This is a genomic window from Compostimonas suwonensis (assembly GCF_002797855.1).
Classification (GTDB): domain Bacteria; phylum Actinomycetota; class Actinomycetes; order Actinomycetales; family Microbacteriaceae; genus Compostimonas; species Compostimonas suwonensis.
In genome coordinates, this window is sequence record NZ_PGFB01000003.1 from 655,516 (window position 1) to 673,146 (window position 17,631).

Annotated in this window: 14 protein-coding genes and 1 other RNA gene; 13 read left to right on the forward strand and 2 right to left on the reverse strand. The window is 68.0% G+C overall.

Annotation, left to right across the window (positions count from 1 at the left end; translation table 11 throughout):
* Positions 1–119: 119 nt before the first annotated feature.
* The 8 genes from ssrA (at position 120) to CLV54_RS17695 (ending at position 9,497) form a co-directional block, all read left to right on the forward strand.
* Positions 120–505: a transfer-messenger RNA gene (ssrA, locus tag CLV54_RS10830) on the forward strand.
* Between the two features lie 188 nt (positions 506–693).
* Complete coding sequence (locus tag CLV54_RS10835) at positions 694–1,467, forward strand: helix-turn-helix transcriptional regulator (protein ID WP_100345061.1); 774 nt, start codon at positions 694–696, stop codon at positions 1,465–1,467.
* 168 nt (positions 1,468–1,635) lie between these two features.
* Positions 1,636–2,667: an iron-siderophore ABC transporter substrate-binding protein gene (locus tag CLV54_RS10840; RefSeq protein ID WP_100344954.1), complete on the forward strand. Its 1,032-nt coding sequence runs from the start codon at positions 1,636–1,638 to the stop codon at positions 2,665–2,667.
* On the forward strand, positions 2,664–3,707 hold the full coding sequence (locus tag CLV54_RS10845) for a FecCD family ABC transporter permease (protein ID WP_342745274.1): 1,044 nt from the start codon (positions 2,664–2,666) through the stop codon (positions 3,705–3,707). The genes CLV54_RS10840 and CLV54_RS10845 overlap by 4 nt, the downstream gene beginning before the upstream one ends.
* The gene (locus CLV54_RS10850; protein WP_100344955.1) at positions 3,704–4,750 is read left to right on the forward strand and encodes a FecCD family ABC transporter permease; all 1,047 of its coding nucleotides are present in this window, start codon (positions 3,704–3,706) and stop codon (positions 4,748–4,750) included. The genes CLV54_RS10845 and CLV54_RS10850 overlap by 4 nt, the downstream gene beginning before the upstream one ends.
* The gene (locus CLV54_RS10855; protein ID WP_100344956.1) at positions 4,747–5,571 is read left to right on the forward strand and encodes an ABC transporter ATP-binding protein; all 825 of its coding nucleotides are present in this window, start codon (positions 4,747–4,749) and stop codon (positions 5,569–5,571) included. Before CLV54_RS10850 ends, CLV54_RS10855 begins: the two co-directional genes overlap by 4 nt.
* Entirely contained in the window at positions 5,568–6,473 is a 906-nt protein-coding gene (locus tag CLV54_RS10860; protein ID WP_100344957.1) for a siderophore-interacting protein, read from the forward strand. The genes CLV54_RS10855 and CLV54_RS10860 overlap by 4 nt, the downstream gene beginning before the upstream one ends.
* A gap of 57 nt (positions 6,474–6,530) precedes the next feature.
* Entirely contained in the window at positions 6,531–9,497 is a 2,967-nt protein-coding gene (locus CLV54_RS17695) for a DUF2207 domain-containing protein (RefSeq protein ID WP_100344958.1), read from the forward strand.
* A gap of 56 nt (positions 9,498–9,553) precedes the next feature.
* On the opposite strand, the gene CLV54_RS10870 is transcribed toward CLV54_RS17695, so the two are convergent.
* Both CLV54_RS10870 and CLV54_RS10875 read right to left on the reverse strand, forming a co-directional pair.
* Complete coding sequence (locus CLV54_RS10870) at positions 9,554–10,489, reverse strand: peptidyl-alpha-hydroxyglycine alpha-amidating lyase family protein (protein ID WP_157802924.1); 936 nt, start codon at positions 10,487–10,489, stop codon at positions 9,554–9,556.
* A gap of 106 nt (positions 10,490–10,595) precedes the next feature.
* A complete protein-coding gene (locus tag CLV54_RS10875) occupies positions 10,596–11,375 on the reverse strand; it encodes an IclR family transcriptional regulator (protein ID WP_100344960.1) in 780 nt (259 codons plus the stop codon).
* Positions 11,376–11,598: 223 nt separating this feature from the next.
* Here CLV54_RS10875 and CLV54_RS10880 point away from each other — a divergent pair, with 223 nt between their 5' ends.
* The 5 genes from CLV54_RS10880 to CLV54_RS10900 all read left to right on the forward strand — a co-directional run bounded on the left by CLV54_RS10880 (position 11,599) and on the right by CLV54_RS10900 (position 17,602).
* Positions 11,599–12,396: a hydroxypyruvate isomerase family protein gene (locus CLV54_RS10880; protein ID WP_211294527.1), complete on the forward strand. Its 798-nt coding sequence runs from the start codon at positions 11,599–11,601 to the stop codon at positions 12,394–12,396.
* A 51-nt stretch (positions 12,397–12,447) separates the two neighbouring features.
* The gene (locus CLV54_RS10885) at positions 12,448–13,350 is read left to right on the forward strand and encodes a 2-hydroxy-3-oxopropionate reductase (RefSeq protein ID WP_100344961.1); all 903 of its coding nucleotides are present in this window, start codon (positions 12,448–12,450) and stop codon (positions 13,348–13,350) included.
* Between the two features lie 28 nt (positions 13,351–13,378).
* Complete coding sequence (gcl, locus tag CLV54_RS10890; RefSeq protein WP_100344962.1) at positions 13,379–15,181, forward strand: glyoxylate carboligase; 1,803 nt, start codon at positions 13,379–13,381, stop codon at positions 15,179–15,181.
* Between the two features lie 187 nt (positions 15,182–15,368).
* Positions 15,369–16,436 (forward strand): ABC transporter substrate-binding protein, encoded by a 1,068-nt coding sequence (locus tag CLV54_RS10895; protein WP_100344963.1) that lies wholly within the window; start codon positions 15,369–15,371, stop codon positions 16,434–16,436.
* Between the two features lie 86 nt (positions 16,437–16,522).
* Positions 16,523–17,602 carry an ABC transporter ATP-binding protein gene (locus CLV54_RS10900; protein WP_170061982.1) on the forward strand — a complete coding sequence of 360 codons (1,080 nt, stop codon included), beginning with the start codon at positions 16,523–16,525 and terminating at the stop codon, positions 17,600–17,602.
* Positions 17,603–17,631: the final 29 nt, after the last annotated feature.

The window sequence follows — 17,631 nt, forward strand, 5'->3', positions numbered from 1 at the left end:
TGCTCGTCGAAAGACGGCAACTCGTCGAAAGACGGGAGCGGTTCAGCAGCAACTCAACAGCGTGTGACAGCGGCCCGACGTGCGGGTGCCCTTGCGGCATCCATTCGTTCGCCTCGCAGGGGGATGATCGGTTTCGACATTGCCTGCGTGAGTGTGAGAAGCGGGCCGAGGATGCAGGGTTATCTCGTAAACGATCTCTGCAACATATAAGTGCCAATTCAAAGCGCACTGACTCTGCTTCTGCTTACGCCCTCGCGGCCTAAGTAAAGCACTTATAGAGTCCGTCAGACCGGGGACGCCCTCTACCCGGATCCTGACGTCATTATGAGGGATTGCTTCTACGTTGCGCCTCGGGGCGTAGAGGGACTCACACCGAGACTGGGCTCGTCGGATTAGGTGCCAGTGACACATTCCGGAGCCGAGTAGAACGCTTTCACTGGCTACGCCCGTAGAAGGCGCATGACCACAGCAGTGGACGGGGGTTCGATTCCCCCCATCTCCACCATGGAGGGCTTCTCGAGACGCCGCGTCATCGACGCGGTGCCCATCGGGCGGCCCGGTCGCTGTCACACGTTGATAAGAACCGGCGAAGAGCGAGGCGGCCCACGGGCGGCCTCGCTCTCTGCGCCCTCGCGGCTGCGAGAATCGAGTCATGGGCGAAGTGAGCTGCCGGCCGTGTCCGCGGGCTCGGGCATGACGACGGATCGCCGATCGCTGCCGGTATACGCGGCGGGGGCGATCGACGTGCCGTACACCATCGACGGCTTCGACGAGCGGGTCGAACACGACACGCACTGGTCGGAGCACTCGCATCCGACCCACGAACTGCTCTGGAACGAGCGGGGCATCTCGCGGGCGACGACTGCGTCGCGATCCTGGACCATCACCCCGGTGCTGGGCCTGTGGATGCCGGCCGGCGTGATCCATTCGGCGTCGGCGACGGCCGGCACGTGGTACCGGACCGCGCATTTCAGCGTCACCGTCGAGTCCATCTCCGAGAGGCCCGTGGGGGTCGAGGTCACACCCCTTCTCAAACTGCTTCTGCAGAGACTCGTCGCCCCCGGACTGCTGCCGCGTTCCCGTGAGCTGACGGAGGCGCTGATCCTCGACGTGCTCGAGCCCTCGCCTCGCGAGCTGTTCGTGCACATCCCGGACTCGCCGCTGCTGGCCCCGATCGTCGAGGCCGTGCAGCAGCGCCCCGGCGAGGCGCGGGCTCTGTCGCAGTGGGCGCAGCAGTTGGACGTGAGCACGCGCACCATCACGCGGGCCTTCCGTGCCGAGACGGGTGTCGGTTTCGTTCAGTGGGTGGCGACGGTCCGAGCCCAGCGCGCGATCCCCCTGCTGGCTCGCGGTGATGATCTCGAGGACGTCGCGGCCGAGCTGGGGTACCACTCCACCAGCGCCTTCGCTGCGGCTTTTCGGCGAACGACCGGTTTCACGCCCAGCACCTTCCGCCCCTCTCGCTAGCGCCCACCGTGTCTGAATCGCTACATCCTCGTCAGAAAAGCACAATTGCGTCTCTGTCGTCGGTTGTTTACCTTAGATAGGTAAGCCTTGCCTAAGCAAGCCAGGTCGTTGCTGATCGTCGGATCGATGCAGCAGGTCGTCTGTCGAACCAAGAGTGGAGTTCCTTCTATGCGTGTATCCCGTTTCTTCGCGGTCGGCGTCGCAGCCGCGATGGCCGTGGCACTGGCTGCGTGCAGCAGCAGTGGCAGCAGCCCGTCCGAGACCGACTCGGGCGCGTCGGGGGAGGACTATCCGATCACCATCGAGCACGCGCTCGGTACGACGACCTTGACGGAGAAGCCCGAGCGGGTGGCCACAGTGAACTGGGCGAACCACGAGGTTCCGCTCGCGCTCGGCGTCGTCCCGGTCGGCATGGCGGCCGCGAACTTCGGCGATGACGACGGCGACGGCCTGCTGCCGTGGGTGAAGGAGAAGCTGGACGAGTTGGGCGCAGAGACGCCGGTGCTGTTCGATGAGACCGACGGCATCGACTTCGAGGCGGTCGCCGACACCGATCCCGACGTGATCCTCGCGGCCTATTCGGGTCTCACACAAGAGGACTACGACACGCTGAGCGAGATCGCGCCGGTCGTGGCGTACCCGGAGGGCGCGTGGGCGACATCGTGGCGGGATGTCATCACGTTCAACAGCAGGGGGATGGGAATGGAAGCAGAAGGCGAGCAGCTCATCGCCTCCATCGAGCAGGAGATCGACGACGCGATCGGCGAGTACCCGCAGCTCGACGGGAAGGCGACCATGTTCCTGACCCATGTCGATCCGTCGGATCTGAGCGAGGTCAGCTTCTACACCTCGCACGACACCCGATCGGCCTTCTTCGAGGATCTCGGCCTGTCCACGCCGAAGAGCGTCGCCGACGCGTCCGCAGCCAACGACGAGTTCTCGGGCAGTGTGAGCGCTGAGCAGGTGGATGTCTTCGACGATGTCGACATCATCGTCACCTACGGCGACGAGGAGCTCATCGCCCTCCTGGAGGGCGACCCGCTGCTGTCGCAGATGCCCGCGGTCAAGAACGGAGCGATCGTCGCGCTCGACGGGTCGGGTCCGCTGGGAACGGCGGCGAACCCGACCCCGCTGGCGATCTCATGGGTGCTGAAGGATTACGTCGCGCTGCTCGCCGCGGCGGCCGACAAGATCCAGTGACACAGACCGTCTCGGCGGTCGGTTCGGGCGTCGCCATCGTGCGACGCCCGAACCGAGTGCGTATGCTCTGGCTGCTCGTGGTCGTGGGGGTTCTCGTCATCCTCGTGCTGATATCGCTGGTGATCGGCTCACGGGACGTCTCGCTGGACGACATCGTGGCCGCGCTCGGCGGATCGACGGACAACATCGGCCAGGCGGCCGTGGCGAAACGGGTCCCACGCACGGTGCTCGCCGTCGCCGTGGGTGCAGCGCTCGGACTGGCCGGTGGGGTCATGCAGGGCGTCACCCGCAATCCGCTCGCCGATCCGAGCATCCTCGGGGTGAACATGGGCGCCTCCCTCGCCGTGGTCGTCGGGATCGCGTGGTTCGGGCTCGCGACGGCCACGGGCTACATCTGGACCGCGATCGTCGGTGCCGCGGTCGCGGCGGTGTTCGTGTACACGATCGGCTCTCTCGGCCGCGGCGGCGCCACCCCGCTCAAACTCGCTCTGGCCGGGGCCGCGACCTCGGCCGCGTTGGCGTCGTTCATCACGGCTGTGGCGTTGCCGCGCGCCGACATCTCGGCGACGATCCGATCGTGGCAGGTCGGTGGAGTCGGTGGCGCCTCCTTCGGCACCATCGGGCAGATGCTCCCGTTCTTCGTCGTCGGATGCGCCATCTGCCTGTTCTCCGCCCGCAGCCTCAACTCGCTCGCTCTCGGCGACGAGCTCGCGGCGAGCCTGGGAGAACGCGTCGCGATCGTGCGCGGAGTCGCGGCGTTCGGCGCGGTCGTGCTGTGCGGGGCGGCCACTGCGGTCGCCGGTCCGATCGGTTTCGTCGGTCTCGTCGTGCCGCATCTGTGTCGCTTGCTCGTCGGTGTCGACCAGCGCTGGCTCCTCCCCTTCTCGGCGCTCGCCGGTGCCGGTCTGCTCGTCGTCGCCGATGTGATCGGGCGGATCGTGGCCCGCCCCGGTGAGCTGGATGTGGGCATCATCACGGCGCTGATCGGCGCGCCGTTCTTCATCGCCATCGTCCGTCGCCAGAAGGTGCGCGCCCTATGACGGTCGCACCGACATCGCCCACGGCGCAGCGCGTCGCCCGCAGCCGGGCGCAGCGTGCGGCCCGCCGCCGGCTCGTGATCGGCATTCTTCTTGCGCTCATCGTGGTCGGATTCGCGGTGACGCTGATGGTCGGCCAGACGTTCTATCCGCCGGTGGATGTGATCCGTGTCATCGCCGGCGAGGAGGTTCCCGGCGCCGCCTTCACCGTCGGGCGGCTCCGCCTGCCCCGGGCGGTCCTCGCGATCGTGGGGGGCTCGAGCTTCGGCCTGGCCGGTGTCGCCTTCCAGACGATGCTGCGCAATCCTCTTGCCAGCCCCGACATCATCGGCATCAGTGCGGGCTCGAGTGCCGCCGCGGCCTTCGCCATCATCATGCTCGGACTGAGCGGCCCCGCCGTCTCGCTCTTCGCGATCGTCGCCGGCCTCGGGGTCGCGCTCCTCGTGTACCTCCTCGCCTACAAGGGCGGTGCAGCCGGCACCAGACTGATCCTCATCGGGATCGGCATCGCAGCGATGCTCGACAGCGTCATCAATTACGTGCTGTCCCGCGCGGGACAGTGGGATCTGCAGGAAGCCCTCCGCTGGCTCACCGGCAGCCTCAACGGAACCACCTGGGCTCAGGTGCTTCCCGCAGCGGTTGCGCTCGTGATCCTCGGGCCGCTCCTGCTGAGCCGATCACGATATCTGGGGTCCATGCAGCTCGGAGACGACACTGCCGCCGCTCTCGGCGTGCGGGTCGAGCGGACTCGGCTCATCGTCATCGTCGCCGCGGTCGGCCTGATCGCCTTCGCCACCGCAGCGGCCGGTCCCATCGCGTTCGTCGCGTTCCTCTCCGGCCCCATCGCCGCCCGGATCGTCGGGCCGCGAGGGTCGCTGTTGCTGCCGGCCGCGCTCATCGGCGCCGCGCTCGTGCTCGTCGCAGACTTCTGCGGCCAGTACGCATTCGGCACCCGCTTCCCCGTCGGCGTCGTCACCGGGGTTCTCGGCGCACCGTATCTGATCTATCTCATCGTGCGCACCAATCGTGCAGGAGGTTCGCTATGACGGCATCCCATATGCTGATCGCCGAGCGCCTGACGCTCGGCTACGGCGATCGCACCGTGATCGAGGGGCTGGAGCTGGCCATGCCGCCGGGCCGGATCACGGCGATCGTCGGGCCCAACGCCTGCGGCAAGTCGACACTGCTGCGATCGATGTCGCGGCTGCTGGCGCCGCGCGAGGGGCAGGTGCTTCTCGACGGCGGGCTCGTGCACCGGATGCCGGCGAAAGAGCTCGCCCGCACCCTCGGGCTGCTGCCGCAGTCCCCGATCGCCCCCGAGGGGATCACCGTCGTCGACCTCGTGGGCCGGGGTCGTCAACCCCATCAGGGCATCTTCTCGCGCTGGTCCGCAGCCGACGACATCGCCGTCGCCGAGGCGTTGGACGCGACCCAGACCGCGGAGCTCGCCGATCGGGCCGTCGACGAGCTCTCCGGCGGACAGCGACAACGCGTGTGGATCGCAATGGCGCTCGCCCAGCAGACCGACCTTCTGCTGTTGGACGAGCCGACCACCTTCCTCGACGTCAGTCACCAGATCGAGGTGCTCGACCTCCTCACCGACCTCAACAACACTCGCGGCACCACGATCGTCATGGTGCTTCACGACCTCAACCTCGCCGCCCGATACGCCGATCATCTCGTCGCGCTCGTGGACGGCGGCGTTCGGGCGGAGGGCGAGCCCGTGGCCGTGCTCACGGAGGATGTCGTGCGCGACGTCTTCGGCATCGAGAGCCGAGTCATCCCCGACCCGATGTCGGGCAGACCGCTTATGCTGCCGATCGGCCGTCATCATATGACCATCGCGCACCCCGGGGAGAAACCGTGACCAGATCCGCGTCCCGGATCTTCCCGGCCACAGTCGCCGCCATAGAGCGGCTCACTCCGCATTTCGCGCGTGTCACTTTCACCTCGCCCGAGCTCGCCGATGTCGGCGTGGGCGGGCCCGATCAGCGAATCAAGGTGATCTTCCCTCTGCCCGGCGCGCAATCCAGTGAGCTTCCGGCGGGGGAGGACTGGTACGCACAATGGCGGCGACTGCCCGACGGACGACGCAACCCCATGCGCACTTACACGATCCGGCATGCCGATCCCGTCTCCCGGCGGCTCGTCGTCGACTTCGTCGCCCACGGCGACTCAGGACCCGCGTCTCGGTGGATCACGCATGCCGCACCCGGTCAGACCCTTCTGGTCGTCGCTCCGGATGCCGGCTCCGGAGTCCCGTCCGGGGGATACGAGTGGAACCCCGGCCGAGCCACGACGCTGCTGATCGCCGGCGACGAGACAGCGGCGCCCGCGATCTGCGCGATCATCGAGTCCCTGGACGATCACGCACAGGGCGCGGCCTTCATCGAAGTGCCCCAGGCGGAAGATGTACTGCCGATCACCGCGCCGCCCGGAATCGAACTGACCTGGCTCTTCCGCGATACCCGGCACTCTGCCGGACACGGCGAGCTCGTGACGGAGGCGGTACAGGAATGGGCCGACGCCTGGATGGTGGCGCAGACGGCGAAACGCGGCCGCGACATCGACGACGCCCTGCTGAACCCCGGCACGGACGTGCTGTGGGAGGTGCCACCGAGACCAGGAGACGACGGGCTCTACGCCTGGCTCGCCGGTGAGGCCGGTGCTATCACCGGCCTGCGTCGGCACCTCGTGCACGACCTCGGCATCGCCCGCTCGCGCATCGCTTTTATGGGGTACTGGAAGCTGGGGAGAGCAGAGAACTAGCGTCGCAGCAGGCGCGGGGAGCGCGAGCCATCGCGTGCCGTCATTAAACTCGAAGCCGTGACCTCCGACGCTCCCGACGACCCGCAGGATCGTTCGGACGCCGCAGGCGCGGAATCGCCCGATGACGCGGCCTCCCACCGGGCGGAGGCGGACGAGTCGGAGCGCATCCCCGACGAGGCTCCCCAGCACACCGCCCTGTGGGTTCTGCTGTCGCGGTGGCTGCTCGGCGCGGAAGCCTGGCTGAGGTCGCACGGTGGCCGCGGGCTGCGTCTCGGGCTGCTGGGGTTCTGGTCGCTCGTGGCGCTCGCCGGTGTGGTGCTGCTGATCGGACCGGTGATCAACAAGCCTCTCAGCCTCGACGACATCACCGGCTCGGCGGCGGGCGTCACCGATCGCTGGATCGCGCGCGAGTTCGCCGTCGACTACCGTCTCTCCCGCACACCGGACGGCGCCCTGACGGCCCGCGTCGAAGAGCGGATCAGCGCGAACTTCCCCGAGGGCACCGACGAGCGGGGCATCCAGCGGATGCTCGCCAGCCAGTACCAGGGCCACGCCCTCGACCCCTCGGATGTCGAGGCCACACTCGACGGGATGCCGGTGGACGTGGGCCGATCCGAGACCGCCGACACGCTGACGCTGACGATGGATGCCGCGCAGCGCCTGCAGGGCGACCACGTCTTCGTGCTGAGCTACGACCTCAGCCACCTCGCGTATCCGGCGACCGACACCGCGACCGGGCAGCCCGTGGATCTGCTCCAGTGGGACGTGTTCGGGCCGTCGTGGCCGCAAGGGCTCGCGGGGCTCGATGTGACCGTGACGATGCCGGACGACCTCGACGGGCAGCTGATCAGGCAGCCCCGCGGCAGCCTCGCCTGGACCATCGTGGGCACGGGGGAGTGGCTCGACCCCGAACCCGGCGGTGCCGCCGACGAGGTGAGCTACCGGTTCACCAACGATCAGCGGCTTCCCCCGCACGCGCAGGCCTGGTTCACGATGAGCTTCGAGCCCGGCACCTTCGCGATGCCCGCTCCCACACCGCTCTACTGGGTGCAGACGTTCGGCCCGCTCGCCCCGCTCGCGTTCCTCCTCGCCACCCTCCTGCTGGCGTTCGCGGCACGCGCGGTTGCCTGGGGCGACGCCCGCGGGCGGCCGTGGTTCGTGGCGCAGTCCGATCCGCCGAAGGATGTGACGCCCCGGATGGCGGCACAGATCCTCCGGACTCCCGCGACCATGGAGCTCGCCGAGGCACTCGAGGCCGCGAGGAAGGGCGCGCGCGGCACGGAGCGCCGGGCCCGGATGATCGAGGCGGCGAGGGTCGCACGGCGCACGGGGCGGATCGGCGACCGGCCGCGGGCGCTCTCGCGCTACCTCGCGGCATCCGAGCGCCGACGGCAGCTGAAAGACGGATTGCGGCGCATTCCGCGCGGGTTCGTGCGCGACCTGTTCATCGCGGCGCCCCTCGCCCTGACGATCGTGCAGTGGGGGATCGTGCGCCAGCTCTCGTACCAGGTCGTGCTGGCCGTGGTCTGGTGGCCGTTCGCGTTCGTGGTCGTCTCCTCGGCGATCGCCGCCGTCATCGTGTGGATCGCGCTCTCCTCACGACCGCTCACGCGGCGGGGTGCGCTCGTGAGGCAGTACCTGCTCGGCATCGGTGTCCACGCCGAGCGCACCCGGCTGCTCGACCGGGGCTCGATCGGCGACCGGGCGCTGCCGTACGCCGTGCTGCTGGAGCCTCCGCGAAGCGCCGGGGCGCGGGTGGTCGAACGGATCGAGGGCGAGCTCGGTGAGGCGGATGCGTCGAGCCGCTGGCGCACCCAGGAGTTCCTGACCGGGCCGCGTCTTCTCATCCGCGCTCTGTCGGTGGTTCTCGTGGCGGGTGCGATCACCGCGGTGTCGGCGCTCCCGGGCCCGTATCCGCAGTCGGATCGCGCGCTGTCGTACTCGGGCGACGTTCCCGGAACCCTGTGGACGAAGGTGCAGTCCGTCGACGTGGTCGGGGAACTGAGCCGCGCAGACGACGGCCGTGCACGGGTCGACGTGACCGAGCGGCTCGAGGTCTCGTTCTCCGACGAGGGATCGCGGGTTCCGCAGTTCGCGCAGGAGTGGCCGAACAGGCTCGACGGGCAGGATCTCGGCCTGCGGGTGGAGTCGGTGACGATCGACGGTCGTGAGGTGCCGTTCACGACGCAGCAGGAGAAGGGCACCCTGCTGATGTCGACAGCGCTAGCCGAGGTCATCACGGGCAGCCATGAGGTGCAGCTCGACTACGCCCTCGAGTCGGCCGCGGCCGCGGTGGACTCGAGGAGCGGCGTCGTCGACCGGGTGCGCTGGGCGGCGCTGCTCGACGGCTGGGAGTACGACTCGCAGTGGGGCGAGGAGCCCGTGCCCGACCCGATCCGGGTCGAGCTCCGCGTGGACGACGAGCTCGCGGCGCTGGCGACCGCATCCGGCTGGATCTCGCGTGACGCGCAGACCGATCAAGGCGCACGGGACTGGAAGCCCTCCATCGTGCCGTTCGACGCAGCGGATGCCGCGACTGCAGCGGATGCCGCGGGCTCGGCCGATGGCGCACGATCCCACGTTCTCGAGTTGACGGAGAACGAGTTCGGGGGATGGCCGTTCGAGCTCACCGTGGACGACGTCGGGGTCAGCCTGGACTTCCCGGCCGGCACCTTCGCCGGGCCCGACGCCGACGCGATGCGGATGACGCAGCTCCTCGCGATCCTGCCCGTGCTCGTCGTCGTGGCGCTGGGCCTGCTGGCCTTCGGGCTGGGTGCGGCCAGTGTCATCCGGGCTCTCGCCCGGCGGGGCAGGAGAGTCGCGCCCGGCCCCTTCCGCGACCTCCTGTGGTGGCTCACCCCGAGCGCCACGCTCGCAGCGATCATCCTCTTCGTCTGGGCGACCTCCGACATGCCGCCCGACTACCGGGAGTTCGCGCCGCTCGGCCTCTCGACCCTCGCCGCCCTGCTCGGCTGCGCCGCCGCCCTCACCTTCACCCGCCCCCTCACTCCCTCCCGCGAGTAGACGTGAATTGTGGGTGCGGGGTCACTCGCACCCACAATTCACGTCTACTCGCGAACTCACAACCGCTCGAACTTCTGGAGGCTCGTCGTCCCGGGCGGCACCAGCCCGCGCGTGACGGCGAAGGAGCCGGTGATCTCCGCCACGTAGACGGAGCCCTCGTCGTCCACCCAGATGCCGTGCGGTGCGCTGAAGTGGCCTGGAGTGCCCGGGGCGCCCGACCAGCGCAGAAGCAGATTCCCGTCGCTGTCGAGCACGCTCACACGCGGCGGCAGGTAATGCTCCACGACCCCGCGGCGGGGGGCGATGTCGCCGGCATCCCAGGAGAGCTCGGCCACGTAGACGAGGCCGTCGCGATCGACGGCGAGGTCTTGGGGCCGTTGCACGTCGGTCCACTCGGTCAGGTACCGTCCGTCGCGGTCGAAGATCTGGATGCGCTCGTTCTGGCGGTCCGCCACGAGCACCCGCCCGTCGGGGAGCACGCAGAGACTGTGCGGCAGGATGAACTGGCCGGCCTCGCTCCCGACGCCTCCCCACGACTCGAGCAGCGCGCCGCCCTCACCGAACCGGTGGACCCGTGCGTTCCCGTATCCGTCGGAGACGTAGACCTCTCCGTCCGGTGAGACGGATGCATGGGTCGGCCGGTTGTACGGCCCTGCTGCGCGGAGCGGGCGCGGATGCTCGGGGGAGTAGCCGGTGTCGCTCGGTGCGTCCACAGGCCCGATCGTCTGGAGCTCGGTGCCGTCGAGTGCGTAGCGGCGCACCGAATGGGTGCCGTGATCGACGAGGATCAGCGTGTCGTCGGGGGTCATGGATGCGCCGTGGGCCAGGTAGCGCGACGGGACGCCGTCGCGCGGCGCGGCGAGCTCTTCTCCCCACGAGCCGAGGAAGAGTCCGCTCCGGTCGTAGACCATCACCGGGTGCTCGCTCCGTGAGTAGACGTACACCCTGCCCGAGCTGTCGGTGCACACGCCCGAGACGTTGGGATGATCCATGCCCGGAGGGATACGCTCCCATCCCTCGACGAGCGCGAACGCAAGCGATCCCGACCCAACCTTCATCATCGATGTCCTTTCGTCGAAACCGCGCTGAGCACGGGGGTCACATCAGGTCTGCGGAGAGGGCCTGCCCCGCCGCCATGAGCACGGGAACCGCGCGAGCGACCGCGCTGACCGTCATGCGGGTCGCCGGCCCCGACACCGAGAGCGCGAGGCGCGCGGGCGCGTTCGGAACGACGACGGCGACGCAGTGCACGCCGACCTCCTGCTCGCCGTCGTCGACGGCGTATCCGAGCTCGCGCACGCGATCGAGTTGTCCGAGCAGCACATCCGGATCGGTGATGGTGTTCTCGGTCTCGCGCGGCATGCCGGTGCGTCGCAGGAGCTGAGCGACCTCCTCGGCGGGCATGCCCGCCATGATGGCTTTGCCCACGGCGGTGCAGTGCGGGCGTACACGGCGGCCCACCTCGGTGAACATCCGCATGGACTGCTTGGAGTGCGCCTGTGCGATGTAGATGATCCGGTCGCCGTCGAGCATGGCGAGGTTAGCGGACTCGCCCACCTGCTCCACCACGCGCTCGAGATGAGAGGTCGCGAAGACGGTCAGCATCTTCGCCGAGCTCTCTCCCAGGCGGATGAGCCGGGGCCCGAGCACATACTGCCGGGAGGGCTCCTGGCGCAGATAACCGATCTCGACGAGTGTGCGGACGAGCCGATGGATCGTGGGCAACGGCAGGCGGGACTCATGAGCCATCTGCGAGATGCTCATCACTCCACCGTGGTCGGCGAGAAGCTCCAGGAGTCCGAATGCGCGCTCGACCGACTGCACAACGGGACGGCCGCGATCCGCCGGAGCTGTTGACGTATTCTCATCGTTTCTCATGGTGATTGATACTTTACCTTCCGTATCGCGAAATACCAGCGCGCCTTTTTATCGTTGCGTTGCGGATGCCCTTCGCCTGGCATGAGCATCAACCCGCCTATCTCCGCGGGTTACGGATATCAAATGGACGAATTTTTGCGTCTTGACGCAGGATCATCCAATTAGTATCTTTCTGACATACAAGATTAAGTTTCCGTATAGAGGAAAAACTGTGCCCCATTCTTTGCGTTACGCGGTGAACTGCTCGATGCTCTTCACCGAGTTCCCGCTCCTCGAGCGAGCTGCCGCGGCCACGAGCGCGGGATTCGACGGCGTCGAGTTCTGGTGGCCGTTCGCGGTCGCCGTGCCGCCCGACGACGAGGTCGACGCGTTCGTCACGTCGATCGCCGACGCGGGCGCCCACCTCGTCGGCCTCAACTTCTTCGCGGGCGACATGGGCGGCGGTGATCGCGGATTGGTGTCGTGGCCCGGTCGCGACTCCGAGTTCCTCGACAGCGTGGACGTAGCGATCGGCATCGCAGCCCATCTCGACTGCCGCGCCTTCAACGCGCTGTACGGCAATCGCGTCGACGGCTTCTCCGCCCAGCAGCAGGACGAGCTCGCGATCGAGAACCTGTCGGCGGCGGGAACCGCCGTCGCTGCGGCCGGCGGCACCGTGCTGATCGAGTCGGTGAGCGGCGCGCCGCGCTACCCGCTCCTGACCGCCGCCGACGCGCTCGGCACCATCGATCGCGTCGCCGACCGCACGGGGGTGCGGAACCTCGGCTTCCTCGCCGATCTCTATCACCTGGCGGTCAACGGCGACGACCTGGACACGATCGTGCACAACGACGCGCAGAGGATCGCGCACGTGCAGATCGCCGACAGCCCCGGCCGCCACGAGCCCGGAACGGGCCTCCTACCGCTTCAGCGCCATCTCGACGCGCTCGAGGCGGGCGGGTACCGCGGCTGGGTCGGGCTCGAGTACACACCGACGACCGACTCGATGAGCTCCTTCGACTGGGTGCGACAGCACCGCTGAAGCCGGACCCCGACCACCTCACGACACGTCACAAGACAAAGGAGTCAGACAGTGACATCCATAGGCTTCATCGGCCTCGGCATCATGGGCAGCCCGATGTCCGTCAATCTGGTGCGCGCGGGCCACACGGTGCGCGGCTTCAACCGCACACCTGAGAAGGGTGCTGCGCTCGCAGAGGCGGGGGGCACCGTCGTCGCCTCGATCGCCGAAGCCGTCGCCGAGGCCGACATCGTGTGCATCATGGTTCCGGACTCCCCCGACGTGGAGGCGGTGATGCTGGGCGACGGCGCGGTGCTTCAGAGCGTCGGACCGGGAACGCTCGTCATCGACTTCTCCACCATCCGGCCGGATGTCGCGGTCTCGATCGCTGCGGCCGCGCGCAGCCGGGGGGTCGGCTTCCTCGACGCTCCGGTCTCCGGGGGCGAGGCCGGGGCGATCGACGCGGCGCTGTCGATCATGGTGGGCGGCGACCCCCGCGACGTCGATCGTGGCCAGACGGTCTTCCGCGCCGTCGGGAAGACGATCGTCCACGTGGGAGACAGCGGGGCGGGGCAAACGGTGAAGGCGGCGAATCAGCTGATCGTCGCGGCGAACATCCAAGCGCTCGCCGAGGCGGTCGTGTTCCTGGAGGCCCAGGGTGTCGAGCTCGCGACCGCCCTCGACGTGCTCGGTGCCGGGCTCGCCGGATCGAAGGTCCTCGAGCAGAAACGCCGGAACATCCTCGAACGCGGCTTCGCCCCCGGCTTCCGGCTGAGGCTCCATCACAAAGACCTGGGCATCGCGATCGCGGCGGCGCGTGCGGCGGGTGTCGTCACCCCCGTGGCCGCCCTGACCGCCCAGCTCGTGGCGTCCGCGGTCGGCGTGGGCGACGGCGAACTCGATCACTCGGGACTCGTGCGCGGCGTGGAAAGACTCTCGGGACGTCGCATCGACGCGACGCCCGCAGACGCGTGAACGAAACGAACAAGGGAGAACGTCAGTCATGGCACGTATGCGCTCAGTAGACGCAGCAGTACTCATCCTCGAGAAGGAGGGGGCGACACAGGCGTTCGGACTTCCGGGTGCCGCGATCAACCCCTTCTATTCCGCCCTGCGCGCTCACGGCGGGATACGGCACGTGCTCGCGCGGCACGTCGAGGCGGCCTCCCACATGGCCGAGGGGTACACCCGTGCCGAGGCCGGCAACATCGGAGTCTGCATCGGCACTTCGGGCCCTGCGGGAACCGACATGATCACCGGGCTGTACTCCGCATCGGCCGACTCCATCCCGATCCTGTGCATCACGGGGCAGGCGCCGGTCGACAAGCTGCACAAGGAGGACTTCCAGGCCGTCGACATCGCCTCGATCGCACAGCCGGTCACGAAATGGGCGGCGACGATCCTCGAGCCGGCCCAGGTGCCCGGGGCGTTCCAGAAGGCCTTCTGGCTTATGAGGGAGGGACGGCCCGGTCCCGTTCTCATCGATCTCCCCATCGACGTGCAGCTTGCGGAGATCGACTTCGACATCGACACCTACGAGCCGCTCGCGGTACAGCGTCGTGAGGCGACCCGCCCGCAGATCGAGAAGGCGCTCGACATGCTCATCGCCGCGGAGCGCCCGATCATCGTCGCCGGTGGCGGGGTGATCAATGCGGATGCCGCAGAGCTCCTCGTCGAGTTCGCCGAGATCCTCGGGGTTCCCGTCGTGCCGACCCTGATGGGGTGGGGCATCATCTCCGACGACCATCCGCTCCTGGCCGGGATGGTGGGGATCCAGACCTCGCATCGCTACGGAAACGCGACGATGCTCGCCTCCGACTTCGTGCTCGGGATCGGCAACCGCTGGGCGAACCGCCACACGGGAAGTCTCGACGTCTACACGAGAGGCCGCTCGTTCGTGCACGTCGATGTGGAGCCCACCCAGCTCGGCCGCGTGATCGCCCCCGACTACGGGATCGCCTCCGACGCCAAGGCGGCCCTCGAGCTGTTCGTGGCCGTCGCGCAGGAACGGGCTCTCGCAGGGCGTCTGCCCGACTGGTCCGAATGGGCAGGGCAGTGCAGAGCGCGCCGCAGCACGATGCTGCGCAGGACCGACTACGACGACGTCCCGATCAAGCCGCAGCGGGTGTACCAGGAGATGAACAAGGCGTTCGGGCCCGAGGTGCGATACGTGAGCACGATCGGGCTCTCGCAGATCCAGGCGGCGCAGATGCTGCACGTCTACAAGCCGCGCCACTGGATCAACGCGGGTCAGGCCGGTCCGCTCGGTTGGACGGTGCCGGCGAGTCTCGGCGTCGCGACAGCCGATCCGGAGAGCATCGTGGTCGCGCTGTCGGGCGACTACGACTTCCAGTTCCTCATCGAGGAGCTCGCCGTCGGAGCGCAGTTCAAGATCCCGTACATCCACGTGCTCGTGAACAACGCCTACCTCGGGCTCATCCGCCAGGCCCAGCGGAGTTTCGACATGGACTACTACGTGCAGCTGTCGTTCGAGAACATCAACACCCCCGAGATCGGCGCCTACGGTGTGGATCACGTGAAGGTGGTCGAGGGCCTGGGCTGCAAGGCCATCCGTGTCACGGATCCCGATGAGCTCCTCGCCGCGTTCGAGGAGGCGAAGAGGCTCCTCGCGGTGCACGAGGTGCCGGTCGTCGTCGAGGTGATCCTCGAGCGCATAACGAACGTCTCCATGGGAACCGCGATCGACAACGTCATCGAGTTCGACGAGACGGTCGACCTCTCTGCGGACGGCACGGTCGAAGCCGAGGCCGGTTCATTCGAGTCCGTGTACGCCCTGATGGAGTGATCGCAGTGACATCCGCATGCGAGAAAGGAGCCGGCTGCACACGATGACATGACCGCACAGGATGCCGGGGACACCTCGATGTCCACGGCCGTCCGCTCTGAACATGCACAAGTCCCGCATTCTCATCCATCCCATGAACGGGCGTGGCCAAGGCCGCATCTGCCCGACTCTATAAAGGAGGACAGCGTTGTCCAGCAACTCGAAATCGAAGATCGTGGTCGGAGCCGCGATCGCCGCACTGGCGCTCACGATCACAGGATGTTCGTCCGGTGGGGCGACTCCCACGCAGGAGTCGTCCCAGAGCGCATCGACCGACCCCGCACTCCAGACGCTCATCGACGCCGCGAAGGCCGAGGGAAGCGTCACATGGTATTCCGGATTCTCTCCCGCTCAGCTCCAACCCACGGCCGACCTCTTCCAGAAGACCTACGGGATCACCGTCGACCTGGTTCGTGTGTCATCCGGTCCGCTCGTCCAGCGGTTCACCGCCGAGATGCAGAGCGGTGCGCCGGCCGCGGATGTCCTTCTGCAGGCGGACCCGGCGTTCGCGACGGATGCGGGCGACCAGGGCTGGCTGCTGCCTCTCGACGAGGAGCTCGTGCCCAACGTCGCGAACTGGCCCGAGGATCTCGTCGACGGGAGCTATCTGAAGGCGATCACGATCCCCTGGCTGTGGAACTACAACACCGACAAGCTGAGCGAGGGCGACGCGCCGAAGTCGGTGGAAGACCTGCTCAAGCCGGAGTTCACCGGTCAACTCCTCCTCAACGACCCCCGCACGAGCGGTCCCGTCGTCATGGGGTTCTTCAACTGGCTGTACGACGAGTACGGCGCCGACTTCCTCACCGATCTCAGCAAGCAGGATCTGAGGGTCTACCCGAGCACTTATCCCGCGCTCGAATCGTTGGCGGCGGGCGAGGGACAGGTCGTCTTCCCGGCTCCCGCCGGCGGTGACGCCGACCTCATCGCGGCCGGCGCGCCCCTCAAGAGCATCATGCCGACCGCGACGGTCGGATTCAACCAGCTGCTGAGCGTGGTCGCGGACTCCCCGCATCCGAACGCTGCCCGTCTGTTCGCGAACTTCATCCTCTCGCCGGAGGGCCAGGGACCGCTCACGAACGGGGCGGCCGCATCGCCGCTCGGCCACGACGCCGTGCCGGACTCGCTCGTCACACCAGAGGGGATGCCGCTCATCGACCCGGCGCAGACTGCTGAGAGGTCCGATGAGATCGTCAAGCTCCTGGGGCTGCAGTGATGCAGGGCTCCTTCGTGCCTCTCGAGGTCGGAGACCTCACCCGTACGTTTCAGGATCCGGACCGAAAACGCAAGACCTCCGGTGCGGTGTATGCCGTCGCCGGGGCCAGCATCGAGGTTCGCGAAGGCGAGTTCGTCGTCCTCCTCGGCCCGAGCGGTTGCGGCAAGACCACACTGCTGAGGTGCGTCGCAGGACTCGACACACCCCAGACCGGTGAGATCCGCGTCGCCGGAAAGCTCGTCTTCTCCGGCGGCGCGGGTCGCGAATCCCGATACGTGCCGGCGGCCAAGCGCGGACTCAGCATGATGTTCCAGTCGTACGCGCTGTGGCCGCACATGACCGTTGCGCAGAACATCAGCTATCCGCTCGAAGTGCGAGGCGTGTCATCGGCCGCGCGTGCCAAACGCGTCTCGACGATGCTCGAGCTCCTCGGGCTCGAGGCTGTGGGAGGCCGCTATCCCTCCCGGCTGTCGGGTGGACAGCAGCAGCGTGTCGCGCTCGGCCGGGCGCTGATCTCGGAGAGCCCGCTGATCCTCTTCGACGAACCGCTCTCGAACGTCGACGCGAAGGTGCGCGATCAGCTCAGGGGAGAGCTCGCCCGGATGCAGCATGAGCTCGGTTTCGCCGGGCTCTACGTCACCCACGACCAGCGCGAGGCGTTCGGCCTCGGCAAGAGGGTGGCTGTCATGCGCGCAGGCCGGGTCGAGCAGATCGGCGCCCCCAAGGAGATCTATCAGGAGCCGCGAAGCCTGTATGTCGCTCGATTCGTCGGGACGACGAACGAGCTCCCCGGCACGGTCACCGCGCTGAGGGACGGACTGGTGGAGATGACGACGGAGATCGGAACGATAACCGGCCGCGTCGGTGAGACCGTGCCGGCGTTGGGCGATGTCGTCGTCGCCGTCTTCCGGCCCGAGGTGTGCAAGCTCGTCGACGACGACGACCTCGGCCCGACGGGGACGAACACCTGGACGGGTCGCGTGGAGTCGACGATGTTCGAGGGAGCGGTCGCGGTGCACACCGTGCGCGTGGGGGATCATCGGCTCCTCGTCTCCGCCGCGGCGCTTCATGCAGCCGACCTGCGCGGTCGCGAGGTGCGTGTGCGCGCAGACACGCGCAGCGTGCTCGTCCTCCCGGACGACACCGACCCGAGAGCCGATTCATGAGCGCGGTGGTGCGGGAACGGACGACTCGG